The sequence below is a fragment of the Aeromonas sp. R2-4 genome, assembly GCF_040908365.1.
Taxonomy (GTDB): Bacteria; Pseudomonadota; Gammaproteobacteria; order Enterobacterales; family Aeromonadaceae; genus Aeromonas; species Aeromonas veronii.
Genome location: NZ_JBFODO010000013.1, coordinates 248,486 through 272,726, shown reverse-complemented (window position 1 = coordinate 272,726; position 24,241 = coordinate 248,486). Strand labels below are relative to the sequence as shown.

Below are 24,241 nucleotides of genomic sequence, written 5' to 3'. Positions count from 1 at the left end.
TCTGGCCCCTGCACTGGGGGTCTTGATTGATAACGGGATTATCCCTTGCTCCCGGGACCGCCGATGGCGGCGGCCCGTCCTTCATTAATCACGGTTCGTTACCCGACGCCTGCCGATGCACTGGCATCGGCTGGCTTATTGGTAACGGGTAAATTTGCGTGGATCGAACGCCTCGCGGATCGCCTCACCGATAAAGGAGACCATGATCAGTACCAGACTCACCGCGGCCACCACCGAGCTGACGATCCAGATGGCATCCAGATTGTTGATGCCCTGGGAGAGCAGCTCCCCCCAGCTCGGGGTCGGCGGCGCAAGGCCAAAGCCCAGATAGTCGAGTGCCGTCAGGGTGGAGATATTGCCCACCACGGCGAATGGCGCCAGGGTAACGATCATCATCAGGGTGTTGGGCAGGATGTGGTTGAAGATGATCCGCCCGGTGGTCGCCCCTTGTGCCCGCGCCGCCATCACATAGTCTCGCGCCCGCTCCTTGTAGGTGAGGGTGCGCATATACCAGGTGATCCCCATCCAGCCGAACAGCACGTTGATGGCGACAAACAGGCCGAAGTTGGGCTTGGCCAGCGACACCAGGATCATGATGACGTAGAGAAACGGCACCTGGGACCAGATCTCGATAAAGCGTTGCAGGATGAGATCAAAGCGGCCGCCGAGAAAGCCCATCAGACAGCCGATGGTGACTCCGATGGCGTAACTTGCCGCCAGCGCGATAAAGGCAAAGCCGATGGCGATGCGAAAGCCGTAAACCAGTCGAGCCAGCACGTCGCGGCCGCTGGTGTCGGTGCCGAGGAAGTGGCGCTCGGCCGCGCTGGGGGCGTAGGGTGGGTAGGCATCCTCCTTGAAATCCTGCTCGTAGGGGTTCCAGGGCACCGGCGGCAGCAGCACCCAGTCGCCCTGGCCCTCTGCGGCAAATTTGGCCTTGAGCTGGCGGTAGTTGGTCTCGTATTCGTAATCGAGCCCGAACTGCTGACCGGGGATCACATCGCCATAGGTGGGGAAGTGCAGCTGGCCCTGATAGCTCACTATCAGCGCCCGGCTGTTGACCAGCAGCTCCGCCAGCAGGGAGAGCAGCACCAGGGTAGTGAAGATGATGAAGGAGTAGTAGCCGCGCTTGATCGACTTGAAGCGCTTGAGTTTTTTCAAGGTAACCGGATTGAGCTTCATGGTCAGTCTCCAAACCGCACGCGGGGATCAACAGAGGGTGCAACGCAGATATCGGAGACGATATGGCGTGATATCAGCATAGGCATGGCAATAGAGGTCTGGTTCATGGTCAATCTCCAAACCGCACGCGCGGATCAACAAGGGCAACGCAGATATCGGAGACGATATTGCCAATCAGCATCAGCATGGAGGTGATGGCCAGAATGCCCATGACGGTGGGGTAGTCCCGCTCGACGATCGCCTCGTAACCGAGCAGGCCGATGCCGTCGATGTTGAAGATGGTCTCGATGAGGAAGGATCCGCCAAAGAAAACGGTGAGCACAGACCCCAGGTGGCTGGCGATGGGGATCAGGCTGTTGCGCATGGCGTGGTCGGTGACCGCCTTGCGAAACGGTAACCCCTTGGCCACCGCAGTACGCACATAATCGGCCGACAGGTTCTCCATCAGGCTGTTTTTCATGGTCATGGTGAGGATGGCGAAATCGCCGATGGCGTAGGCGATAAGCGGCAGCAGGGCGTGGGCAAAGACGGTGCGGATCTGATCCCAGCTGCTCTCCATGTACTCAAAATCATCCCCCGGAAAACCGCCCATCGGCAGCCACTCCAGATGGAAGGCGAACACGGTGATGAGGAAGATCCCCACCACGTAGGCGGGCAGGGCATAGGCCATGTAGATGAGCATGGAGCTCAACGAATCGAAGCGGCTGTTGTGCCTGAGCGCCTTCGCCACCCCCAGCGGAATGGAGACCGCATAGCTCAGCAGAAAGGTCGCCAGCCCGAAGAAGGCGGTGACCGGGAGCCGCTCCTTGATGAGATCCCACACCGGCTCGTAGTAGCGGGTCGATTCGCCCAGATCCAGCACTGCCAGCTTCTGCAGCCACTCCCAGTAGGCGACCAGCATGGGCTTGTCGAGGCCATAGAAGGCCTTGAGCTCCTCGATCTGTTCATCGGAGAGGGCCTGTGCCCCCTTGCTGCCGCTGGAGCGGCCAGATTCATTCTGGGAAACCTGGGCTTGCAGCAGCATGCGTTCGACCGGTCCGCCCGGCACGAAACGGGTGATGGTGAAGACGAGCAGGGTGATACCGAGAAACGTCGGGATGATCAAAAGCATCCGGCGTAGGAAATACGACAGCATGGTGGAACCTCGTCCTTGTTGTTCTTTTTTGCGGCCAGTCAAATCCGGTGACGGGCCTGTCCTTCCTGGCATTACGCGCTGGATTGGTTGCCAAACAGCAGACAATCCGCTTGGCCACTGTAAAAGCTCTGCAACAAAAATCAAGTACAAGGAAATGGAAAACTGGGACAAATGACTCACTGAGACCAAAAGCACCGAAAAATGACGTTTTTTATCTGAAAAGTGAAAATCAAAACAAAACGCTACTGCTCAACATTATTTTAAAAAATATAAACAGCTGTTTGTTTGAGTTTTTAGTGTTTTTAAGGTGTTGATTTATAACGATTTTGTCTGGGTGGTGAAATTGAAGGAAAACGATATCATCTCGACGACTTTAACTGTTATCCCCATGGGAGCGGTCAGGTTCAATCCTCATGAAGTTAGTGTTTTATTCTTATTAATGCCAATAAATCAAAATAAGATATAAACGGACAGCTCGTTAACTAATAAGTTCATCAAATTTTAATTCAGCGCCATTTACGCTATTTAACAATATTTTTACATTGCGCGGGTTGTTTTTGGCAGAATTATTCACTAATTATGCCGGTTAAAATTAATACACTCCGCTTATTCTACGCCTGACCTCGCCACACCCCTGCTCCATTGACGTCGCTAGTCAAAGATTGATAAGCCTTACACATCGCTCCAAAGAGGGCGGTATCAGGAAGCAAACAATAAACAACCAGGAAGGATATAAGCGATGCTTAGGAAGAGCAGAATCTCTGCTGCGATTGCGTTCGCCTTGGCGAGCCTTGCGGCGGCCCCATCCGTATCTGCCGAAGAAGGGCAGAACGTCGAAAAACTGCAGAAAATCAAAGTCACTGGCTCCCGTATCTCCCGTGTTGATGTTGAGGGGGCGACTCCGGTTGTCTCTGTCAGCAAGGCTCAAATTGAACAGTCTGGTCAGCAGACTGTGGCGGATTATCTGAAACAGGCCTCCTACAACTCCTTTGGTGGTTTCTCCCCATCCTCCGGTAGTTCCGCCCAATCACAAGCCACAGTAGGGCTGCGTGGTCTTGGTGAAGATCGCACGCTGGTGCTGCTTAATGGCAAGCGTATCGCTGGTTCTCCCTCCATGGGCGGCACTGCCATCAACCTCAACACCATCCCCATGGCGGCGGTTGAGCGGGTGGAAGTGAACCTGGATGGTGGCTCCGCCCTGTATGGCTCTGATGCCATCGGCGGCGTTATCAACGTGATCCTCAAAGAGGGTTTCGAAGGGCTGACTTTCCAGGGACGTATTGGTTCACCGACCGAAGAGGGTGGTGACGAGCAGAGTGGTTCCATCGTTAGCGGCATCTCGGGTGAGAAAGGCTCCCTGATGATGGTCTACGAGCACGATGTGAAAGACGAGATCTATTACAAGGATCGCGACTATCTGGCGAAAGAGGGGGCAACTGCTCCGAGTCTCTATGGCCGCAATATCAAGGGAGTGGATGCCACTACCGGCAAGACGGTTACCCGTACCCTGAAGGGAGTTGACTGTGAAGGTACCGGCACCGGTTTCGTCACCAAGGGCACGGCTTGCCGCTTCGACTTTGCCCAGGTCGCTGCCAAGACTGCCTCTCGTACCCGCGATACCGTTTATCTCAACGGGCGCTACCATATCAACGACAATGTGGATTTCGTGCCACAGATGATTGGTTCCCGCGTCACCAGTTTTGGCCGCTTCGCGCCAGCTGCCGGTGCCTTTACCGTGGATGGTTCCACCCCTGAAAGCGCAGCAGTTCTGTCTGCCAACAACTTCAGCACCGCCAAGGCCGCGACCGTGTACTACCGCTTTAACAACGTCGGCCCCCGTGACAACGATGTGACTGACTTGACCGGTACCCTGAACTTGGGTTTTGAAGGGGTGGTGCCGACCGAAGCGGTAGGCGATGTGGAATGGAATGCCGGTTACATGTATTCCAAAACAGATAACCAGAGTACTGGTAATGGGTATGTGCTGGCTCCCGCTGTGGAAACTCAGGTCAATACCGGCAAGTTCGTTAATGGCAGCTTCTCTGATGCGGCGACCAAGGATCTTTCTTATACCACCAGTCGCAACTCCAAGATGGATTTCTTCCAGTGGTACGGTGGCGTGGGTTGGGAGATGGGTGAACTGCCCGCTGGCCCGGTCAGCTGGTATCTGGGGGCTGAGTATAACGATTGGGTTTACTCCGATACCTATGACAGCCAGTCCGAAGCAGGCAACGTACTGGGCTCATCCGGTAACTCTGGTGGCGGTGTGCGCGATGTGTTTGCCACCTACATCGAGAGCCTGATCCCCATCACCGAGCAGATCGAGCTGAACCTGGCGGGTCGTTACGACAAGTACAGCGACTTTGGCAGCGCCTTCTCGCCCAAAGCGAGTTTGCGTTATCAACCGCTCGACCAGCTGATGTTCCGTACCTCCTGGTCCCAGTCTTTCCGCGCGCCGGGTCTGAACGATCTCTATGCGGCGGATGCCCAGTCAGCGGACTTTGCCAAGGACTATGTCTACTGCCAGGCCAATGGCATTGCCAACTGTTCCGAAGCGCAGTACGAGACAACACGTCAATCCAACAAGAACCTGAAGGAAGAGACGGCTGACACCTTTACCATCGGTGCTGCTTACAACCCGCTGGACAACCTGAACCTGTCGCTCGATTACTACTACATCAAGATTGATGACGTGATCCAGCTTGCTACCACCCAGACCCAGTTCTATCAGGAGCTCAATACCGGCAGCAACCCGAACGTCATCCGTGATGCCAACGGCGATGTCGAGAAGGTCTATGCCGGCATGGTCAACCTGGGGCAGCTCAAGACCAGTGGTATCGACTTCAAGGCGGATTACAAGTACGACTTCAACTCCTTCACCCTGCGTTACGACTTTGGCAGCAGCTACATCCTGAAATATGAGGAAGGTCTGTTTGCTGGTGGCCCAATGGTCGACAAGAAGGGCTGGAATGGCAAACCCGACTTCCGCTTCAACTCCGGGATCGGTGCCAACTTCCCGCAGCTGTGGAATCTGGATACCTACCTGAGCACCAACTATATCGACTCCCAGAGCCAGGACTATGTGGATGACAAGGAAGAGGGCCATATTGCTTCCAACACCATCTGGAACCTGAACGTCGCGGTCGATACCAGCTGGAATGCCAAGATCCAGACCGGCGTGAAGAACATGTTCAACCGCGGGCCTTCCCTGTCCAACGATGGTTTCACTTACGATGAATACCTCTACGGCATCGACGGTCGCGTCTACTACATCGACTACACCCAGAAGTTCTAATCAACCCCGTTGATATACAACCTCAGCCGGCCCGGTCGGGCCGGCTGTGCCCAACGTCCAAGGAAGTTACGGAGATAGGGTAATCCTATGAAGACAAGGACCATTACAATGAAGAAAGCGCTCCTTGGCAGCCTGGTTTCGGCCGCCTTGTTGACCAGCTTCAATCTGAGTGCCGCCACTGCCGGTCAGGCCGTGGACGCTCAAGCCGCCACCGACAACGCATCAAAAGTTTCCCAGCAGAAGATCGACAGCTATGCCGAATCTGCAGAATCCGCACTGGCCCAGTACAAGGCCGCCCTGCGTCAGGTCGACAGTCTGCGCACCTACAACGAGCAGGTGAGCAAGATGGTCGAGTCCCAGAGTGCCGAGCTGGCGTCGATGCAAAAGCAGATCGCCCAGATCGACCAGACCAGCACCGAAGTGGTGCCCCTGATGCTCAAGATGATCGACTCCCTCGAGCAGTTTGTGGCGCTGGATCTGCCGTTCCAGAAGGTCGAGCGCGAGGACCGTGTGGCGGCTCTGACCGACCTGATGAACCGTGCTGATGTCACCATCTCCGAGAAGTACCGCAAGATCCTGGAGGCTTACCAGATCGAGGAGGGCTTCAGCCGCACCATCGAATCCTACAAGGCGAGCCTGGACAAGGATGGCAGCGAGAAGACCTACGAGTTCCTGCGGGTTGGCCGTATCGCGCTGCTCTATCAATCCCCGGATGGCAATGAGACCGGGATGTGGAACAAGAAGACTCGCCAGTGGGAAGAGTTGCCCCAGGAGTATCGCAGTGCGGTTGAACAGGGCCTTCGCATCGCCAAGAAGCAGGCGCCTCCCGCGCTGATCAAGCTGCCGGTTCAAACTGCGGAGAAAGCATCATGAAAGGAATCAAACTTGCTATTGCCTCCCTGATTGCGGGAGCAACCCTGGTCACCCTGCCGGTGACCGCCGCCGAAAAACCAGTGGATCTCAATGCGCTGCTGAATCAGGTCAAGGCCTCCAGCCTGAGCGAATCCCAACTCAACAAGGAGCGGGAAGCCCGCTTCCTGGCTGACAAGAACGAGCAGGGGGCGCTGCTGGCCAAGGCCAAGGCCGAGCTGGCAGCCGAAACCGCCAAGGGCGAGCAGCTCAAGGCGACCTTTGATGCCAACGACAAGCAGCTGACCGAGCTGGCTGAAACCCTGCGCCAGCGTTCCGGCAACATGGGCGAGATGTTTGGTGTGCTGCGTCAGTTCGCCGGTGAGTTCAAGGGGATCTTCAACGCCTCCGCTCGTCGGGTCGATCATCCGGAGCAATCCGCCCTGTTGACCCGTCTGGCCGAGAGTAAAGAGCTCCCCTCCAGCGACGATCTGGAAGCGTTCTGGACCACCACCCTCAGCCGCATGGTAGACGGTGGCAAGGTGAGCCAGATCCCGGCGACCGTGGTCTACGGCGAAGGCAACCAGGCCGAGAAGACCGTCACCCAGATCGGCGAGTTCAACACTGTTTCCGAAGGCAAGTACCTCACCTTCGTGCCGGAGACCGGCAAGTTCGAGCAGCTCTCCCGTCAACCGGAGAAGAGCGTGCTGGCTCCCGTCGCCGAGTTTGAACAGGGTGGTGACGGGGTCAAGCCCATCTTTATCGACCCGTCTCGCGGCGTGATCCTCTCCCTGTTGGTGCAGTCACCGACCCTCAAGGAGCGTATCGATCAGGGTGGTTCCGTGGGTTATGTGATCCTGGCATTGGGGGTCATCGGTACCCTGCTGGCCATCTTCTGCGGTATCCGCCTGTCGCTGATCGGCTCGTCCATGCGCAAGCAGCTGAAATCTGATCAGATCATCAAGGGCAACCCCATTGGTGACATGCTGGGGGCCTACCAGAACCATCGCGGTGACAACATCGAGGATCTGGAGTCCAAGCTCGATGAGATCATCCTGCGCAACGTGCCCAAGTTCGAGAAGGGCATCAGCCTCATCAAGCTGATCGCCTCCGTCGCACCGCTGTTGGGCCTGCTCGGCACCGTAGTGGGGATGATCGCCACCTTCCAGGCCATCACATTGTTCGGCACCGGCGATCCCAAGCTGATGGCGGGCGGTATCTCCGAGGCGCTGGTGACCACCATGCAGGGTCTGGTCGTCGCGGTGCCCATGCTGTTCCTCTACACCATTGTGCAGACCCAGAGCCGTCGTCTGATCCAGGTGCTGGAAGAGCAGAGCGCCGGTTTCGTCGCCCGTTATCAGGAACGTCTGCACGCCTCCAAAGCCGCAGCGTAAGGAGTCACCCATGTGGTTCTGGTTGATTGAAGAAGTCGAGTCGGTCCGCCGGTTTTTGGGATTGGGGGGCGATGTACTGGTCGCCCTGTTCTTCCTGACCCTGATGATGTGGGCCCTGTTGCTGGAGCGCTGGTTCTACTTCATGGCGGTCTACCCCAAGCAGGTGAAGCAGACCAAGGACACCTGGCTGGCCCGTACCGATCATCTCTCCTGGTCTGCCAAGCAGATCCGGCGCGAGCTGGTCTCACGGGTTGCCATGGCGGTGGACAAGGGGATGCCGGTCATCAAGGTGCTGATCGCTCTCTGCCCGTTGATGGGGCTGCTCGGCACTGTGGTCGGGATGGTGCAGGTGTTTGACACCCTGGCCATCACCGGCACCGGTTCGCCGCGGGCGATGGCATCGGGGATCTCCAAGGCAACGGTACCGACCATGGCGGGCATGATTGCCGCCCTTTCCGGCCTGTTTTTTGTCAACCAGCTCGATCACAAGGCCAAACTGGCGGTGCAAAAGCTGGAAGACAACCTGAAACACGGTTGATGCAGGATGCATACCCCCGGCGAGGCATGGCCTGCCGGGGGCACAGAACAAGCAAGGAGTTTCTGCTATGAGAAAACGTTACAGCGACAGTGGTGCTGACGAGGCGGCTATCGATTTGACCCCCATGCTGGACATAGTGTTCATCATGCTGATCTTCTTCATCGTTACCACCTCCTTCGTCAAGGAGTCCGGTGTCGAGATCAACCGTCCCAGTGCCAGCACGGCCGAGACGGTGAAGAAGGGCAATATCATGGTCGCGGTGCGCGAAAACGGTCAGGTCTGGGTCGACAAGCGGGTGGTCGAGGTGGGGGCGGTACGCGCCAACATCGAGCGGCTGCGGGCCGAAAACCCGGAGAGCGCCGTGGTGATCCAGGCCGATAACGAATCCCGTTCCGGTCTGGTGGTACAGGTCATGGATCAGATCCGCATGGCCGGTGTCCAGAACATCTCCATCGCGGCAGACAAGAGCAGCTGATGCCGGAGAGAGACCTATGAGATACCTGATATCGTTGGCGGTCTCCTGTGTGGTGGTGTTCTTTCTGTTTCTGGGAATGAACAAGCTGATCACACCGGATCACCGGGAGCTGGTGGAGAAGGATGACGTCACCATGACCGATTTCATCCGCCTCAAGCCCCAGGAGACCTTGCAAGAGAAACAGCGGGAGCTGCCCAAACCGCCGCCGCCCAAGCGTCCGCCACCGCCTCCCGAGATGGAAGTGGCCAGCACGGATCGGCCGAAGATGGAGAGCGCGCCGATGGACATGCCCAAGCTCGACATCCCGGTCAACATCGGTGGTGGCAACGCGCTGGGTGCCTACAGCACCGGCGGCGGTGGTGGTGGCGTTGGTGGCAACAACGGCGCCATTCCGCTGGCAACCTTCGAGCCCATGATGCCCCGCAAGGCGGCACTGGCGGGCCTGGCCTCCGGCAAGGTGCTGGTGGAGTTCACCGTCACCGAGCGCGGCACCGTCAGCAACGTGCGGATCGTCAAGGAAGAGCCGCGCAGCTATGACCTCGGCAAAGAGGCGCGCAAAACCATCGCCAAGTGGACGTTCAAACCGGCCATGGTAGATGGCAAGCCGCAGGCGAGCCGTATGCAGCAAGAGATCGAGTTTGCGGTCAACTAAGGAAGGTGGCGATGAACAAGTTACACAAGATGATCCTCGCCCCGGTCGCCATGGCGGTGCTGCTCAGCACCGCCAGTTGGGCCGCCGAGCAGCCGGCCCTGTCGGATCGGGCCTATCGGGCGGTCAACAAGGCGCAGGAGCTGATCACTGACAAGCAATACGGTCTGGCGAATGCCAGATTGCAGGAGGCACTCTCCAGCGTGGGTGATCGGGTCTACGACAAGGGGGTCATATTGCAGACTCTCGGTTTCGTAGCCGCCCAGCAGGAGAAATACGGTCAGGCGACCAAGTACTTTGCCGATGCCATCGCGACAGGCGGCCTGCCGCCACCGGTGGCCCAGCAGGTGCGCTACAACCTGGCCCAGCTCTATATGGCTGAGGGTAATTATCAGGGCTCGATCAAGACCATGAAGGAGTGGTTTGCCAACCAGGGCAAAGATGACAAGCCCAACTCTCATGCCTATATCACGCTAGCCAACGCCCACGTGCAGCTCAAGCAGTACCGTGACGCGATCCCGGCGGTGGATCAGGCGATCAAGCTGTCGGCAGGTAAAGCGCCGGAGTCCTGGTATCTGCTGAAGATGGGCGCTCACTACGAGCTGAAACAGTACAAACCGGCGACCGAGGTGCTGACCTCTCTGGTCAACATGTTCCCGGAGAAGAAGAAGTACTGGACCCAGCTGTCGGCCATGCATATGCAGGCAGGCAACGATGCCAAGGCGCTGGCGGCGCTGGAGTCGGCCTACAACCTCGGCATGTTGACCGAGGCTGCCGAGCTGCAGCGTCTCGCCAACTACCTCGCCTTCACCGGCATTCCCCATCGCGCCGCACGGGTGATGGAGAAGGGGATGAAGGACGGGGTGATTGAGCAGAGCGCTGGCAACTACAAGACCCTGGCCAACTACTGGCATCAGGCCAAGGAGCTGGATCCGGCCATCGACACCCTGGCCAAGTCCTACCAGCTGGCCCCGAGCGCCGAATTGCAGCTGAAAATGGCGCGCATGATGATCCAGAGCAAACGCTATCAGGATCTGGTGGCGCTGGCCGCCAAACCGGCAGCCAATGCAAATGGTGAACAGCGGGCGGATCTCAAGTTCCTGACCGGGGTCGCCTATTTTGAGCAACAAAAGCCGAAGGAGGCCCTCAACGCCTTCACCCAGGCGGCTCAGAATGGCAACGTCAGCGGTCGGGCATCCCCCTGGATCAGCTTCCTCAAGGAGCAGAGCGGTGCAGGGGAGGCAGCCGTCCAGTAATTCCAATGACAACTACCTGTAGTCCCTTTTATGGTTGCCTGGTGGCTCCATTAACCGCTCTTCGGAGCGGTTTTTTTATAGCTGAAACCGGCACCGGCTGGTGGCCGATGCGCGGTTTTATCCCTCTTCATACCAATAAAGAGCCTCCCTCGACATTGGTCTATCTTCCCGGATGTGACAAACGTTTGGGTAGGGCTGCAACCGTGACACCAGGTGGCGCTGCGCTGTGGTTGACGGGGGCTCGGGTGGCTCGCTGACAGGCGGGCAGTGCCATTCATCTTTCTCTTTGCTGCGACTTGCCAGTGTGGCTTTTGCCCTGTTGATAAGCGTCACACCGAAAACGGCTACTTTTAACAAGAAAAGCAACATATGGAAGTTGAAATTTTGGCCGACTCAGGAAAGAATGCGCGCTCGGTTATTGGCGTCGTGGGGCAGGTTGACCCGCCACCGGCAGACCGAGGATGAGACGGCCCCCGGCCCATTTGGTACAGGAAACCACACAGGAATTTTATGAATCCCCTTCGCACTGCCGCTTCGGCCCTTTTATGCACATTTGCGCTGGTCAGCCAGCAGGCTGCCGCCGTCGAGTACCGTCTGCCTGCGGCCAACAGCCGCCTGATCGGTGAAAATCAGGAATACGTGGTGCCTGCGGACAACCGTCCGCTGGAGCAGATCGCTGCTGACTTCCAGCTGGGTCTGACCAACATCATGGAAGCCAACCCGGGCGTTGATCCCTATCTGCCGAAAGCGGGTAGCACCCTGATCATCCCCCACCAGCTGATCCTGCCCAACGCGCCCCGCGAAGGGATCGTCATCAACGTTGCCGAGATGCGTCTCTACTACTACCCGAAAGGGAAGAACGTGGTGGAAGTACTGCCCATCGGCATCGGTCAGCTGGGGGTAAACACCCCGGAGAACTGGATCACCAAGGTAGAGCGCAAACGCGCTAACCCGACCTGGACCCCGACCGAGAACATCCGTCGTCGCTATGCCGCCCAGGGCAAGACTCTGCCGGCAGTATGGCCAGCGGGTCCGGATAACCCCATGGGTCTGCATGCCCTCTATATCGGCAACCTCTATGCCATCCACGGCACCAACGCCACCTTCGGTATCGGTCTGCGGGTGAGCAGCGGTTGCGTGCGTCTGCGCGCTGACGACATCAAGTATCTGTTCGACAACGTGCCGGTCGGCACCCGCGTCCAGTTCGTCAACCAGCCGGTCAAGACCACGGTCGAGCCGGATGGCGGTCGCTACATGGAAGTACACGAGCCGCTGTCGCGCACCGAGGAGGAGTTCAACTCCACCGCCTCCGTGCCGCTCCCGATGACACCGGCTATCACCCGCTTCATCGCCCACGCCGAGTCTGACTCCAACGTGGTCAAGCAGGTGCTGGAACAGCGTACCGGTATGCCGACCCGCCTCAATCCATGATTGAGCAAGTTGGCGGTGCCGCGCGCACTGGCTGAATAAAGAAAACGGCGACCAGATGGTCGCCGTTTTTTATGGGGCATTCGCCGCTTGCTTACTGCACGCAGACCGGGCAGAAGGCGTAGGTGCCTTGCGGATCGTTGAAGCGGGTGAGCGGGTCGAGACTGCGGTTCACTTCCACCAATGCCTTGCCAAATCCAGCCGGCAGCCAGCTTTGCAACTGGGGGGCCAGCACTTGGGCACTGCTGTCAAACAGCTGGCGCAGGAACTTGTCCTTGGTGGACTCCTCCTGCTCGATAGGGGTCACCTGCCACTCCTTGAGGTTGGCGAGGTCGGCGGCGGCCTTGATGGCGTCATCCAGATTGCCGAACTCGTCCACCAGACCCAGGGCCTTGGCATCTTCGCCGGTCCAGACTCGGCCTTCGGCCGCCTTCTCGGCCTCTTCCGGGCTCAGACCACGACCTTTGCTGACCAGACCGATAAAGCGCTGGTAGGTATCTTCCACGCTCAGCTGGATAGCCTGACCGACGTGATCCGGCAGAGCGCGGGTCGGGCCGACGCCAACGTAATCTGTGGTGCCGACCCCGTCGGTATGCACACCGAACTGAGCCAACGCCTTGTCGATGGTGGCGAACATGCCGAACACCCCGATGGAACCGGTGAGAGTAGTTGGGGAGGCGAAGATCTTGTCCGCATCGGCGGAGATCCAGTAGCCACCGGAGGCGGCATAGCTGCCCATGGAGACCACTACCGGTTTGCCAGCCTGTTTCAGAGCCAGCAGCTCGGCGCGGATCTGCTCGGCGGCGAAGGCGCTGCCGCCCGGGCTGTCGACCCGCAGGACCACGGCTTTGACCTTGTCATCGCGGCGAGCATCGGCCAGCAGGTCGGAGAGGCTGTCGCCGCCGATGGTGCCGGCAGGCTGTACGCCATCCATGATGGCGCCGCTGGCGACCACCAGACCCACCTCATCCTTGCCGCTCTGGGGATATTGTTCCGGAATGGCAGCCAGATACTCTTTCAGGCCGACCCCTTTCCAGCCGTGGTCGTCCGCTTCACCCACCTCTTTAATGACCGCCTGGGTCATCTCGTCGCGGGTCGCCAGCTGATCCACCAGACCGTTGTCGAGGGCGTAGTTGGCGGCATTGCCACCGGCCTTGCGCAGCAGCTCGAGGAAGCGCTCCTTGCCCGGTGCCACGGCATCCGGTTCGATCTCCCGTTGCTCGGCTACGTCAGCCACATAGGATTGCCACAGCTGATCCAGCCAGCGCTGGTTCGCTTCTTTGCTCTCGGGGGACATCTCGTCGCGGGTATAGGGCTCGACGAAGGATTTGTAGGTGCCGACCTTGAATACATGCGGGGTGATGTTGAGCTTCTCCAGCGCCGACTTGAAGTAGGTCTGGTAGACCCCAAGCCCCTCGATCACCACGGCGCCGCTCTGGTTGAGCAGCACGTGATCGGCGTGGGCCGCCAGCAGGTATTGCCCCTGAGTGTAGAAGTCGGCCATGGCGATCACCGGTTTGCCGCTCTCCCGGAAGGAGTCGATGGCGCTCGCCACCTCCTGCAGTTTGGTGAAGTTGGCTCCCTGCAGCCCTTGTGGCTTGATCACCAGCGCCTTGATGCGCTCGTCATCCTTGGCACTCTTGATGGCCCACAGCAGGTCGGAGAGAACGATCTCGCTCGGCTGCTCGTCGCTGCTGTCCATCTGGCGCAGCAGTTGTACGGTGGGATCTGTCTGGGAGCGTTGCTCCACCAGCACGCCGTTGAGATTGAGGGTCAGCGCCCCTTCGATGGGCGCCTTGGGCGCCTCTTTCTGGCTGACGCTGAAGACGATGACCAGCACTACGATGAGAAACAGCAGATTGATCAGCATCAGCCGGGTGAAATTGAGCAGGCGCCACAGGCTGCGGAACAACCAACCCAGACCTTTGAAAATAGACATAGTCGCGTTATCGCCCTGTTAATGGGTAGAGAAGAGCCATTATTAACCAGTTGCGGGCGAAATTGCCATTTCCGACTGGCGGATCCCGTCTATCTTCGTTCAGGGCACGGCTGTTCGCTGAAAAATTGTCCAAACATTTGTTTGAAAAAGAATTTTCGATTCTTTACTCTAGCCTCAGTTTGATAACAAAAAATTAACTGGAGGCATCGTGAGCCGCTATCCGACCCTGCTGACCCCGCTCGACCTTGGTTTTACCCAGCTGCGCAACCGGGTGTTGGGCGTTGTTCCATGCACCCCGGCCTTAAAGAGGAAGGCATCATGAGTCGCTATCCCCATCTGCTGAAGCCCCTTGACCTCGGTTTTACCCAGCTGCGCAATCGCGTGTTGATGGGCTCCATGCATACCGGCCTCGAAGAGGAGAAGGGCGGTTTTGACAAGCTGGCCGCCTTCTATGCCGAGCGTGCTCGCGGCGGCGTCGGCCTTATCGTCACCGGCGGCATCGCCCCCAACCTGCGTGGACGGCTGGTGCCTCACGGCTCTCAGCTGAGCTTTCCCTGGCAGGTAAGCAAGCACAAAAAGGTGACCAGTGCCGTGCATCAGGAGGGGGGCAAGATAGCGTTGCAGATCCTCCATGCCGGTCGTTACGCCTATCATCCCTTCAGTCTGGCCCCGAGCGCCCTCAAGGCACCCATCTCCCCGTTCAAGCCACGCGCCATGAGCGAGCGGCAGATCCGCGGCACCATTCGCGACTTCGCGGCTACAGCTGCGCTTGCCAAGGCGGCCGGTTATGACGGCGTCGAGGTGATGGGCTCGGAAGGCTATCTCATCAACCAGTTCATTTGCGAGCGCACCAACAAACGCACGGACGGCTGGGGTGGCAGCAGCGAAAACCGGATGCGCTTCCCGGTGGAGATTGTCCGCGCCATCCGCGAGCGGGTCGGCACCGACTTCATCATTATCTTCCGCCTCTCCATGCTGGATCTGGTGGAGCAGGGCTCGACCTTGGAAGAGGTGATTGCCCTTGGCAAAGCGCTGGAAGCGGTGGGGGTGACCCTCATCAACACCGGTATCGGTTGGCACGAAGCGCGTATTCCCACCATCGCCACCAGCGTGCCGCGCGGCGCCTTCAGCTGGGTGACCGCCGAGCTGAAAAAGCATCTCAAGGTGCCGCTTATCACTACCAACCGGATTAACACCCCAGAGGTGGCAGAGCGGATTCTGGCGGGTGGCGAGGCGGATATGGTCTCCATGGCGCGCCCCTTCCTGGCTGATCCCGAATTTGTCATCAAGGCGGCCGAGAACCGGGCGGACGAGATCAACACCTGTATCGCCTGCAATCAAGCCTGCCTCGACCATGTGTTCAAGCAGAAGCGCGCCTCCTGTCTGGTCAATCCCCGCGCCTGTTTCGAGACCGAGCTGACCTTTGGCCGCGTGCCCCAGCCCAAAAAGCTGGCGGTGGTGGGGGCGGGCCCCGCCGGGCTGGCATTTGCCTGCTACGCTGCCGAGCGCGGCCATCAGGTGAGCCTGTTCGATCAGGCGAGCGAGATTGGCGGCCAGTTCAACTTCGCTAAGCAGATCCCGGGCAAGGAGGAGTTTCACGAGACTCTGCGCTATTTCGCCAAGCGGCTGGAGAAGTGCGGCGTCGAGCTCTATCTCGGCCAGCGCCAGAGTGCCGAGAGCCTGCTCGGCGGTGGTTTTGACGAGGTGATCCTCGCTACCGGTATTCGTCCGCGCACCCCCAATATTCCGGGCATCGAACATCCCAAGGTGATGAGTTATCTCGATGTATTGCGGGATCACAAACCGGTCGGCCAGAAGGTGGCGGTGATCGGTGCCGGCGGCATCGGCTTCGATGTAGCTGAGTATCTGGTCGAGAAGAAGGTGGAGACGGATGCCGATGGGCACCGTGATCACTGGCTCAAGGAGTGGGGCATCGACAAACAGCTTGGCGAGCGCGGTGGCCTCACGGTTCCTGAAATTGACGCCCCCGAGCGCCAGATCTGGCTGCTCCAGCGCAAGGAGAGCAAGGTGGGTGACGGACTTGGCAAGACCACCGGCTGGATCCATCGTACCGTGCTCAAGAACCGCAAGGTGCAGATGCTCTCCGGGGTGCAATATCTGGGGATCGATGACGAGGGCTTGCACATTCAGGTGGGCGAGTCCAAGCAGTGTCTGCCGGTGGATCAGGTGATAGTCTGCGCCGGGCAGGAGCCCCTTAAAGAGCTGCAGGCCGGGTTGCAGGCGGCAGGCAAGCCGGTGCATATCATCGGCGGAGCCGACGTTGCTGCCGAGCTGGATGCCAAGCGAGCGATCAGACAGGGCGCCGAACTGGCTGCTGTCATCTAGCCAACTGTGCCCTCTTGTCCTTTATAGTGCGATAAACCCCTGAGCCTCAGGGGTTTTCTTCATTCGGTGCTGTGCTAAGGTAGCGCCATCATTGCCCCAGAGAAGGAATTGCCCATGGATGCCCTCACCCTGTTGCTCAACCGCCACTCCTGTGGCCGTCTCGCCGAGCCCGCCCCGAGCGGTGAGGTGCTCGACAATATCCTCAAGGCGGGCCTGCGCGCGCCGGATCACGGCACCCTGACTCCCTGGCAGTTCATTCTGTTTGAAGGAGAGGGGCGCGAGCGGCTGGGCAAACTGCTGGCCGAGGCGGCCCGTGCCCGTGGCGAAGATGAAGAGAGCATCAAGAAGTGCAGCGAAGCGCCGCTGCGGGCGCCCTTGATCGTCGCCGTGGCAACCCGTTATCAGGATCACCCCAAGGTGCCGAAACTGGAGCAGGAGCTCTCTGCCGGTTGTGCCCTGATGGCGATGCAGATGGCCGCGCAGGCGCAGGGCTTCAACGGTATCTGGCGCTCCGGCTGGTTTATCTTCGATGAGCAGATCAACAAGGGATTGGGACTGGCGGCAGAGGATCAGCTGGTGGGTTTCCTCTATCTCGGTACTCCCATGCTGGAAGCACGCAAACTGCGCGAGCTGCCGCTCGATGAGTTTGTCCGCCGTTTCTGACTTTTCGGCCACGTTGCGGTTGAGAGAAGCAAAGCCTCGAGAAATCGGGGCTTTTTTGTTTAACCGTGAATAGTAACCAGAGAAATTGGGGAAAATAAATGGCTCAAAGAGGCTTCGCGCGCCATAGCAGGTAATTATTTAAATAGTGCGATGTACCTCGCAATCCTGTTGTATTTCACTATGTAAAACGTTTGCGCATTCGCTAATATCTCCCTGCCAGTTTAGAAGGGCACTCCTTCTAATTTTTCTGCGATGAGAGTCGCAATTCCGTAGCACCTTTTAACAGCCCAACGTCTTCGTGACATTGGGCTTTATTTTTTTATGGGGTGTCAGGGTTGTTGTGAGTTGATGGCGGCATCAAGATGCAGCCCGGTTTGCAGCCTTATGCCCTGTTTTTGGCTGGCAGGATCCGGGCTGGATTGCCGACTACCCGAGTACCGGCCGGTACATCTTTGGTGACTACGGCGCCTGCGCCGACGATCGCCTCCCGCCCTATGGTGACGCCGGGCAGCAAGATGGCGCCGCCCCCAATCCAGACCTTGTCTTCAATGGTGACCGGCAGCGCCGTCTCTGTGCCCTGAATCCGTTTGTCGGCCTCCAGTGCATGGGCTGCGGTATAGATCTGCACGTTTGGCCCAATCATCACATGGGCGCCGATGCGAATGGGGGCATTGTCCAGCAGGGTCGCCCCCATATTGATGTAGGAGTTCTTGCCAAGCTGAATATGACGGCCATAGGTGCAGTAGAGTGGCGGGCAGATAAAGGCATTCTCAGCCAATTCGCCAATCAGCTCCGCCAGTAGTGCCCGCTGCTCTGCTTCCTCTTCCGCCTGATTGAAACGGCGATAGCGCCGTGCCGCTTCCCGGCGCAACTGGGCCAACTCGGGTGCCATGCAGTTGTACGGTTGGCTGCTAATCATCTTCTGGTATTCGCTCATGAAGGTTGCTTTCCTTTATCTGCCAGGGATTTGGATATTGGCGCCAATACGGCAGAAGTAACGTGATCATCCACCCGATATGGGCAGAACCAGGTTGGCAGGTTTGCCTTCGGCAAAGGCCAGCACATTCTCGAACGCCACGCGAAAGTAGAGTTCGTAGCTGTTTTGCTCCACATAGCCGAGATGAGGCGTCGCCAAGACGTTGGGTAGGCGCAGCAGGGGTTCGCTTTCCTGTGTCGCCGGCTCGATGTCAAATACATCGAGCGCGGCCCGTTTTCCAGGATGGTTACTGAGCTCTGCATAGAGAGCGCCCGGCTCGATAAGTTCGGCACGGCTGGTATTGACCAGCAGAGAGTCAACTTTCATGCGAGCCAGATCTGCGCGGGTAACAGCGCTGCGGGTTGCCTCGCTCAGGCGCAGATGCAGCGTGAGGATATCGGCTTGGCTGAAGAGAGCCTCCTTGCTGGAGGCGCAGGCATAGCCATCCAGCTCGGCCTGCCTGCGCGAAACCTCTCTGCCCCATATCAGTACCGACATGCCAAATGCCTTGCCATAGCGGGCGATCCGCTGGCCTATCTTGCCGTAACCCCAGATGCCGAGCGTTAACCCATGCAGCGTGCGTCCCAAACCGAGGTCACCAGATTGCTGCCATTGGCCTTGGCTTAACGCCTGGCTGTAAACAGGTATATGGCGGGAGGCTGCCATGATGAGCGCCCAGCAGAGCTCGGCGGGAGCAATAGGGCTGCCGATCCCTTCTGCCACGGCAACGCCGTACTGCTGGCATAGTGCCGGGTCGATATGCTGGCTGACTTTTCCGGTCTGGCTGATGAGTTTAAGGGGGGGAAGCTGTATCAGCAGCTGTTCGTCGATGCGGGTACGCTCGCGGGTCAGCACCAGTGCTTCCATTCCTTCCAGCAGGGCGGCAAGGCGCGTTGTATCGGGTTCGCTCTGGTTGAGGATGGTGACATCATGACCCGCCAGCAGGGCAAAGCAGGGGAGGTGGCGCACCTGATCCTGATAGTCATCCAGAATGGCAATCCGCATAAGAAATCCTTCTCGGTTGCGTTGGCTCGGACCGCTATCTTACCGGAATAAAAGGTGTCTGTTGTTTTCAAACGAACACAATCAGAAGGGAGTGCAATCAAGCCCATGTCCACGGACCGGGAAGAGCCCGGCAGGCCAAAACAGTCAGGGCCCCCGAACGGGAGCCCTGATGGCATTAAGTTGATGTCATTGTTGGCAGCACTTAGCCGTGTTTGCGGCCAGAGAGGCGGCACCACTCCTCCTTGACGGCGGTCGGGTCCATCTCGAACCACTGGCCGTAGATGGTTTCCAGCTCCGGGGCCTGGCTCTCCAGCACGCCGGAGAGGGCCATCAGGCTGCCTGGCTTGCCGTGGCCGGCGATAAGTGGAGCCAGTTCGCGCAGCGGGCCGGCCAGGATGTTGGCGACCACCACGTCCGCTTCGACATCTTGCGGCTGGTCGGCTGGCAGATAGAGCTCAATCTGGTCGGCAACGCCGTTGCGCGCGGCGTTGTCACGGCTGGCCTGAATGGCTTGCGGGTCGATGTCGATGCCGATGACGCGGGCGGCACCCAGTTTCAGGGCGGCGATGCCGAGAATGCCGGAGCCACAGCCAAAATCGACCACGGTTTTACCGGTCAGATCCAGCCCGTCCAGCCACTGCAGGCAAAGTGCCGTGGTGGGGTGGGTACCGGTACCGAAGGCCAGGCCCGGATCCAGCATTACGTTAACTGCATCGGGGTTCGGCACATCGCGCCAGCTCGGGCAGATCCAGAGGCGCTCGCCAAACTGCATGGGGTGGAAGTGATCCATCCACTCGCGCACCCAGTCCTTGTCTTCCAGCTGCTCGACCTTGTAGCCGACATTTTCGCCGAAGATCTGCTGGAAGAAGGCGATAGTGGGAGCCGGATCGGTTTCGGCATCGAACAGACCCATCACTTCGGTCTCGCCCCAGAGCGGGGTTTCACCGGGCATGGGTTCATAGACGGGCACATCCTTGGCATCCATAAAGGTCACCGCCTGGGCTCCACGCCCCAGCAGCATGTTGCTCACCTTGTCTGCGGTCTTGGCAGTGGCGTTGATTCGAATTTGTATCCAGGGCATGGCATCGACTCTTCATAAATGTGAAACCGCGAGATTCTACCATCATGGGGCAGTGCTGTCGTGGTTTGCCCATGACGTGGAGGGATACGGGGGCTTTTGCCGGATTGGCACGGTTCCTGTATTGCACTATACAGGCGAAGACGATCGGTTTTCGCTGAACGCTTTGCTCAAGTTCCGTCATCTTTCACTGCCACCCTCGGGTGGCATTTTTTTATCTGCACTTGTTTGCTTGGTAAACAGTCTGCCAGACAAAAAAAGAGCAAGGTCGGCACCTTGCTCAAGGACGGGTTAGCGCCGTTTTGGCGCATTCATGCTGCTGTTGGCATGCCAGATGCAAAGACTAATATGTCCTGCATAAGGATATGTGTGTGATTGTTACCCCAATGTTCAGGTATTCAGGCCATTTCTCGCGAAATGGCCTCTTTTTTGGCTGATTGTCGGACGTTGGCCTGCCACAGGCAGTCATGAGTGCCGCTGGTTGTGCCCGTTTGGGGCATCTCCTTGGTGAACTTATCCCATCATGGTGCGTTTGAGGGCTTAGTTGGCAAAGCCGCTCATGTCGATCACCAGCTTGCCTACCATGCGGCCCGCCTCGACCTCGGCATGGGCCTGAGCCAGCGTGACCGGGGTCAGCGACGGGATGGTTCTGGTAAGGGTGGTCTGCAGTACCCCTTCATCGACCAGTGCCGCCACCCGGCCGAGCAGGCGGTGCTGCTCGATCATGTCCGGCGTCTGGAACAGGGAGCGGGTGAACATGAACTCCTGGCTGAAGGTGACGCTCTTGCTCTTGAGCAGGGAGAGATCCCACGGCTCGCTCGATTCGGCGATGGTGCAGATATGGCCGAACGGACGGATCAGCCCGGCCATGGTGGCCCAGTGCTCGGCGGTGGCGTTGGTGCAGAAGATGGCATCGACCTGAGTGATGCCAAGGGCGGTCAGCTCCTCCTGCAACTTGTGGTGGTTTACGACCTGATGGGCGCCCATCTCGAGGCACCACTCGCGGCTCTCGGGGCGGGAGGCGGTAGCAATCACCTCCATACCGGTGAGTTGGCGGGCCAGCTGGATGGCGATGGAGCCCACGCCACCGGCGCCGCCGATGATCAGCAGTTTGCCACGGCTTTCGCGGGTAAGAGCGAAGCGCTCGAACAGGGTCTCCCAGGCGGTGATAGCGGTGAGCGGCAGGGCGGCGGCCTCCACATCGCTCACGCTGGTGGGGGCGATCGCGGCGATGCGCTCATCCACCAGTTGCAGGGCGCTGTTGCTGCCCGGGCGGCTGATATCGCCGGCATACCAGACCCGGTCGCCCGCCTTGAACAGGGTCACTTCGCTGCCGGTGGCGATCACTTCCCCCACCGCATCCCAACCCAGTACCCGGGGCGAGCTTTCAATTTTGGCCTTGGGGGAGCGCACCTTGGTATCTACCGGATTGACGGAGGTGGCGGTGACCCGCACCAGCAGATCCTGCGGGCCCGGAACCGGATCGGGCAGGTTGGCGGCGATGAAGCAGTCGGGGTGGTCGCTTGGCAGATAGTGAGTCAGGGCAATGGCTTTCATGGTTTTTCCTTTCAAATCGCTGTGTTCGGGATTGCCACTCACTCTAGTCTGGTTGATTATCAAGATTAAGATGGGTAATCGGTAAAGACTGTTTGAATATATGAACAATGTCGATCTGGAGTTGATGGGACTGTTTGCCACCGTGGTGGAGCAGGGAAGCTTTACCCGGGCCGCCGAGCTGCTTGGTATGCCCAAGTCATCGGTGAGCCAGAAGATCTCGCGGCTCGAATCCCAGCTCGGGGTGCGGTTGTTGCAGCGTACCACTCGCAGGTTGAGCTTGACCCCGCAGGGGGAGCTCTATGTGGAGCACTGTCAGGGGCTGCTGGCACTGGCCCGCAGCGCCAATCTGGCGATGGCACGGCTGCGCTCGGCCCCGGCGGGGCGGGTGCGGATCACTGCCCCCGAGGCGACCGGTACTCTATTGCTTGGCCGGATCCTCGCCGAGTTTCGCGCCCTCTATCCCGAGGTGGTGCTGGAACTGACCCTGAGCGATGAACAGCTCGATCTGGTGGGGGAAGGTTATGATTTGGCGCTGCGGGCGGCGCCGCTGAAAGACTCCAGCCTCATCTGTCGGCGCATCGGGCTGGTGGCGCGTCATCTGGTGGCAGCGCCCGCCTATCTGGCGGTCCACGGCATGCCGCAGCAGTTGAGCGAGCTGGGCCGTTATGCCTGTCTGGTGCACTCGGCCATGCCGGTGTGGCCATTGCAGGAGGGGGGCTGGCGGCCGCAGGGGGCCTGTGTCAGCAACAGCTTGTTGGCGCTGCGGGAGATGGCGCTCCATGACGGTGGGATTGCCCTGTTGCCACACCATGTCTGCGAAGGGGATTTGGCGGCGGGGCGATTGCAGAAGGTGTTGCCGGATCAGCCCATTCCGGCCAACCCGTTTTACCTTATCTATCCGAGCCGGGAGCATCTGGCCCCCGCTCTGCGCACCCTGATGGATTTCGTGGCCGAGCGGTTGCCGTTTGCCTGAGTTACCAGCTGCTCTGGCTGGCCGACTCCTGATTGGGTTTGAGGCCGAGCGGGACCGACTGGCGCTCCGCCAGCATGCGGATCTGCCCTTCAATCAGGCTGGCGCTGGGGCCCAGCACCAGCACCAGCTGGTGGTCGTTGAGCTGGATCCAGGAGAGGCAGCCCAGACCCAGCAGGCGTGACTGATCCACCAGTGAAATATCGCGCACCCGCAGGCTGAGGCGGGTGATACAGACACTCATCGCCACCAGATTATCCATCCCGCCCAGCACCTTGAGGTACTGGATCGCCAGCATCTGCGGGTCGGAGGGGGCAACGCTGGCAAGGCGCGGATGCTCCACCGCGATGGGCTTGCTCGGCATGCTGAGGGGGGCACGCTCCAGCAGTTGGTAAAAGAGCAGGGTGTAGGCGACGAAAAACAGGATACCGACCGGAATGAGCCAGAAGCTGTGCTCCCCAGCCTGATAGCTCAGCACCAGATCCAGCAGACCGGCGGAGAAGTAACTGCCCACCTTGATCCCCAGCCCGCTACAGACCGCCAGTGACAGTCCGGTCAGCAGGGCGTGGGCGAGAAACAGCCAGGGGGCGGTAAAGGCGAACAGAAATTCGATAGGCTCTGTGATACCCACCAGTGCCGAGGTGAGCGCCAGGGTGAGCAGCAGCCCGCCCTGCGGCAGCCGCTGCATCCGCTGGCGGTGCAGCCAGATGGCAAAACAGGCGCCCGGCAGGCCGAACATGATGATGGGGTAAAGACCGGCCACATACCCTTCATGAAGGGGCTGGGCGGTGGCCAGCGCCTGCAGGTTGCTCTCGCCAAGGCCGATGACGCTACCCAATACCTGATGGAGCCCGAGCGGGATCAGCAAGCGGTTGAGGGTGCCGTAGCAGAAGGCGCCAAACGGCGTGGTAAGCAGCTCGGAGGTGAGCAGGGTCAGCCCGCGCTCCAGTGGCGGCCACAGCAGCGAGAGGGGGATGGCGATCAGCAGGCAGGCCAAGGCCGACACCAGCAGGCTGGGAAACTCCCCCCTGGCGATCTGCAGCCAGCGGGGCAGCGTTTGCTGGTGAACCCAGGGATAGATGATGGCAGTGGTGAGCCCCGCCAGCAGGCCGCAGATCATGTCGGCGTGCAGGTTGGGGGCCAGCGTATTGAAGGCGGTGCTGAGCAGCAGGAAGTTGACCGCTCCCGCCAGCGTCTGCCCGCCCAGCTCCTGCCGACTCAGGCCAAAGGCGATCGCCACCGCATAGATAAGCGGCATCTGGCTGAAAATCGCCTGACCGGTGAGGGAGAGCACCGCCAAATCGAGCACGTCGGGTTGACCAAGCCGGTATATCAGCGCCGCCATCGGCAGGATGGAGACGGGCAGCAGCAGGGCATAACCGAGCCGCTGCAGGGCTTGAGTAACGACTTGTCGAGTGGCTTTAACGGGCATACAGCGGCTACGTTCTGTGACTTGGCGCACAGTTTAACCGGAAAACACCTATTTGGGGATAGTTTTGGAACCCCTAA

At 59.2% G+C, this 24,241-nt stretch carries 19 protein-coding genes; 11 read left to right on the top strand and 8 right to left on the bottom strand.

What is annotated here, in order from left to right; genetic code table 11:
- Positions 1-135 precede the first annotated feature (135 nt).
- Both AB5Z05_RS06615 and AB5Z05_RS06610 read right to left on the bottom strand, forming a co-directional pair.
- The gene (locus AB5Z05_RS06615) at positions 136-1,179 is read right to left on the bottom strand and encodes an ABC transporter permease (RefSeq protein WP_005343430.1); all 1,044 of its coding nucleotides are present in this window, start codon (positions 1,177-1,179) and stop codon (positions 136-138) included.
- 109 nt (positions 1,180-1,288) lie between these two features.
- Positions 1,289-2,314: an ABC transporter permease subunit gene (locus AB5Z05_RS06610; RefSeq protein ID WP_031227629.1), complete on the bottom strand. Its 1,026-nt coding sequence runs from the start codon at positions 2,312-2,314 to the stop codon at positions 1,289-1,291.
- A 739-nt stretch (positions 2,315-3,053) separates the two neighbouring features.
- Between AB5Z05_RS06610 and AB5Z05_RS06605 the strand changes: the two genes are divergently transcribed.
- From AB5Z05_RS06605 to AB5Z05_RS06570, 8 genes are all read left to right on the top strand, one after another.
- The gene (locus AB5Z05_RS06605; RefSeq protein WP_043822900.1) at positions 3,054-5,609 is read left to right on the top strand and encodes a TonB-dependent receptor; all 2,556 of its coding nucleotides are present in this window, start codon (positions 3,054-3,056) and stop codon (positions 5,607-5,609) included.
- A gap of 108 nt (positions 5,610-5,717) precedes the next feature.
- Entirely contained in the window at positions 5,718-6,482 is a 765-nt protein-coding gene (locus tag AB5Z05_RS06600; protein WP_005343435.1) for a DUF3450 domain-containing protein, read from the top strand.
- Positions 6,479-7,852, top strand: a complete 1,374-nt coding sequence (locus AB5Z05_RS06595) for a MotA/TolQ/ExbB proton channel family protein (RefSeq protein ID WP_368150633.1) — start codon at positions 6,479-6,481, stop codon at positions 7,850-7,852. Before AB5Z05_RS06600 ends, AB5Z05_RS06595 begins: the two co-directional genes overlap by 4 nt.
- A 10-nt stretch (positions 7,853-7,862) precedes the next feature.
- On the top strand, positions 7,863-8,390 hold the full coding sequence (locus AB5Z05_RS06590) for a MotA/TolQ/ExbB proton channel family protein (RefSeq protein WP_368150630.1): 528 nt from the start codon (positions 7,863-7,865) through the stop codon (positions 8,388-8,390).
- A 67-nt stretch (positions 8,391-8,457) separates the two neighbouring features.
- Positions 8,458-8,865 carry a biopolymer transporter ExbD gene (locus tag AB5Z05_RS06585; protein ID WP_005338933.1) on the top strand — a complete coding sequence of 136 codons (408 nt, stop codon included), beginning with the start codon at positions 8,458-8,460 and terminating at the stop codon, positions 8,863-8,865.
- A 16-nt stretch (positions 8,866-8,881) separates the two neighbouring features.
- The gene (locus AB5Z05_RS06580; protein WP_005343441.1) at positions 8,882-9,517 is read left to right on the top strand and encodes an energy transducer TonB; all 636 of its coding nucleotides are present in this window, start codon (positions 8,882-8,884) and stop codon (positions 9,515-9,517) included.
- Positions 9,518-9,528: 11 nt separating this feature from the next.
- Positions 9,529-10,770: a tetratricopeptide repeat protein gene (locus AB5Z05_RS06575; protein WP_368150627.1), complete on the top strand. Its 1,242-nt coding sequence runs from the start codon at positions 9,529-9,531 to the stop codon at positions 10,768-10,770.
- Between the two features lie 510 nt (positions 10,771-11,280).
- Complete coding sequence (locus tag AB5Z05_RS06570) at positions 11,281-12,201, top strand: L,D-transpeptidase family protein (RefSeq protein ID WP_005338927.1); 921 nt, start codon at positions 11,281-11,283, stop codon at positions 12,199-12,201.
- Positions 12,202-12,292: 91 nt separating this feature from the next.
- On the opposite strand, the gene sppA is transcribed toward AB5Z05_RS06570, so the two are convergent.
- Positions 12,293-14,137 (bottom strand): signal peptide peptidase SppA, encoded by a 1,845-nt coding sequence (sppA, locus tag AB5Z05_RS06565; protein WP_368150624.1) that lies wholly within the window; start codon positions 14,135-14,137, stop codon positions 12,293-12,295.
- Between the two features lie 318 nt (positions 14,138-14,455).
- On the opposite strand from sppA, the gene AB5Z05_RS06560 reads away from it, so the two are divergent.
- A complete protein-coding gene (locus AB5Z05_RS06560) occupies positions 14,456-16,483 on the top strand; it encodes an FAD-dependent oxidoreductase (protein ID WP_368150621.1) in 2,028 nt (675 codons plus the stop codon).
- A gap of 114 nt (positions 16,484-16,597) precedes the next feature.
- Positions 16,598-17,146, top strand: a complete 549-nt coding sequence (locus AB5Z05_RS06555; protein WP_201952553.1) for an NAD(P)H nitroreductase — start codon at positions 16,598-16,600, stop codon at positions 17,144-17,146.
- Between the two features lie 382 nt (positions 17,147-17,528).
- On the opposite strand, the gene AB5Z05_RS06550 is transcribed toward AB5Z05_RS06555, so the two are convergent.
- The 4 genes from AB5Z05_RS06550 to AB5Z05_RS06535 form a co-directional block, all read right to left on the bottom strand.
- The gene (locus AB5Z05_RS06550; RefSeq protein ID WP_252656508.1) at positions 17,529-18,083 is read right to left on the bottom strand and encodes a sugar O-acetyltransferase; all 555 of its coding nucleotides are present in this window, start codon (positions 18,081-18,083) and stop codon (positions 17,529-17,531) included.
- A 66-nt stretch (positions 18,084-18,149) separates the two neighbouring features.
- Complete coding sequence (locus AB5Z05_RS06545) at positions 18,150-19,127, bottom strand: D-2-hydroxyacid dehydrogenase family protein (RefSeq protein WP_368150618.1); 978 nt, start codon at positions 19,125-19,127, stop codon at positions 18,150-18,152.
- Between the two features lie 202 nt (positions 19,128-19,329).
- The gene (gene prmA, locus AB5Z05_RS06540; protein ID WP_005358410.1) at positions 19,330-20,208 is read right to left on the bottom strand and encodes a 50S ribosomal protein L11 methyltransferase; all 879 of its coding nucleotides are present in this window, start codon (positions 20,206-20,208) and stop codon (positions 19,330-19,332) included.
- A gap of 537 nt (positions 20,209-20,745) precedes the next feature.
- The gene (locus AB5Z05_RS06535) at positions 20,746-21,762 is read right to left on the bottom strand and encodes a zinc-binding alcohol dehydrogenase family protein (RefSeq protein WP_368150616.1); all 1,017 of its coding nucleotides are present in this window, start codon (positions 21,760-21,762) and stop codon (positions 20,746-20,748) included.
- Between the two features lie 100 nt (positions 21,763-21,862).
- On the opposite strand from AB5Z05_RS06535, the gene AB5Z05_RS06530 reads away from it, so the two are divergent.
- Positions 21,863-22,735, top strand: a complete 873-nt coding sequence (locus tag AB5Z05_RS06530; protein ID WP_368150613.1) for a LysR family transcriptional regulator — start codon at positions 21,863-21,865, stop codon at positions 22,733-22,735.
- A gap of 1 nt (position 22,736) precedes the next feature.
- Here AB5Z05_RS06530 and AB5Z05_RS06525 read toward each other — a convergent pair whose 3' ends face one another.
- The gene (locus AB5Z05_RS06525) at positions 22,737-24,164 is read right to left on the bottom strand and encodes a PTS transporter subunit EIIC (RefSeq protein ID WP_064338677.1); all 1,428 of its coding nucleotides are present in this window, start codon (positions 24,162-24,164) and stop codon (positions 22,737-22,739) included.
- Positions 24,165-24,241 lie beyond the last annotated feature (77 nt).

Coding starts and splice junctions, on each gene's coding strand:
- prmA (WP_005358410.1), bottom strand. CDS start 20,208: ATGCCCTGGATACAAATTCGAATCAACGCCACTGCCAAGACCGCAGAC.
- AB5Z05_RS06580 (WP_005343441.1), top strand. CDS start 8,882: ATGAGATACCTGATATCGTTGGCGGTCTCCTGTGTGGTGGTGTTCTTT.
- AB5Z05_RS06560 (WP_368150621.1), top strand. CDS start 14,456: ATGAGTCGCTATCCCCATCTGCTGAAGCCCCTTGACCTCGGTTTTACC.
- AB5Z05_RS06575 (WP_368150627.1), top strand. CDS start 9,529: ATGAACAAGTTACACAAGATGATCCTCGCCCCGGTCGCCATGGCGGTG.
- AB5Z05_RS06545 (WP_368150618.1), bottom strand. CDS start 19,127: ATGCGGATTGCCATTCTGGATGACTATCAGGATCAGGTGCGCCACCTC.
- AB5Z05_RS06570 (WP_005338927.1), top strand. CDS start 11,281: ATGAATCCCCTTCGCACTGCCGCTTCGGCCCTTTTATGCACATTTGCG.
- AB5Z05_RS06590 (WP_368150630.1), top strand. CDS start 7,863: ATGTGGTTCTGGTTGATTGAAGAAGTCGAGTCGGTCCGCCGGTTTTTG.
- AB5Z05_RS06535 (WP_368150616.1), bottom strand. CDS start 21,762: ATGAAAGCCATTGCCCTGACTCACTATCTGCCAAGCGACCACCCCGAC.
- AB5Z05_RS06550 (WP_252656508.1), bottom strand. CDS start 18,083: ATGAGCGAATACCAGAAGATGATTAGCAGCCAACCGTACAACTGCATG.
- AB5Z05_RS06555 (WP_201952553.1), top strand. CDS start 16,598: ATGGATGCCCTCACCCTGTTGCTCAACCGCCACTCCTGTGGCCGTCTC.
- AB5Z05_RS06600 (WP_005343435.1), top strand. CDS start 5,718: ATGAAGAAAGCGCTCCTTGGCAGCCTGGTTTCGGCCGCCTTGTTGACC.
- sppA (WP_368150624.1), bottom strand. CDS start 14,137: ATGTCTATTTTCAAAGGTCTGGGTTGGTTGTTCCGCAGCCTGTGGCGC.
- AB5Z05_RS06530 (WP_368150613.1), top strand. CDS start 21,863: ATGAACAATGTCGATCTGGAGTTGATGGGACTGTTTGCCACCGTGGTG.
- AB5Z05_RS06585 (WP_005338933.1), top strand. CDS start 8,458: ATGAGAAAACGTTACAGCGACAGTGGTGCTGACGAGGCGGCTATCGAT.
- AB5Z05_RS06525 (WP_064338677.1), bottom strand. CDS start 24,164: ATGCCCGTTAAAGCCACTCGACAAGTCGTTACTCAAGCCCTGCAGCGG.
- AB5Z05_RS06615 (WP_005343430.1), bottom strand. CDS start 1,179: ATGAAGCTCAATCCGGTTACCTTGAAAAAACTCAAGCGCTTCAAGTCG.
- AB5Z05_RS06610 (WP_031227629.1), bottom strand. CDS start 2,314: ATGCTGTCGTATTTCCTACGCCGGATGCTTTTGATCATCCCGACGTTT.
- AB5Z05_RS06605 (WP_043822900.1), top strand. CDS start 3,054: ATGCTTAGGAAGAGCAGAATCTCTGCTGCGATTGCGTTCGCCTTGGCG.
- AB5Z05_RS06595 (WP_368150633.1), top strand. CDS start 6,479: ATGAAAGGAATCAAACTTGCTATTGCCTCCCTGATTGCGGGAGCAACC.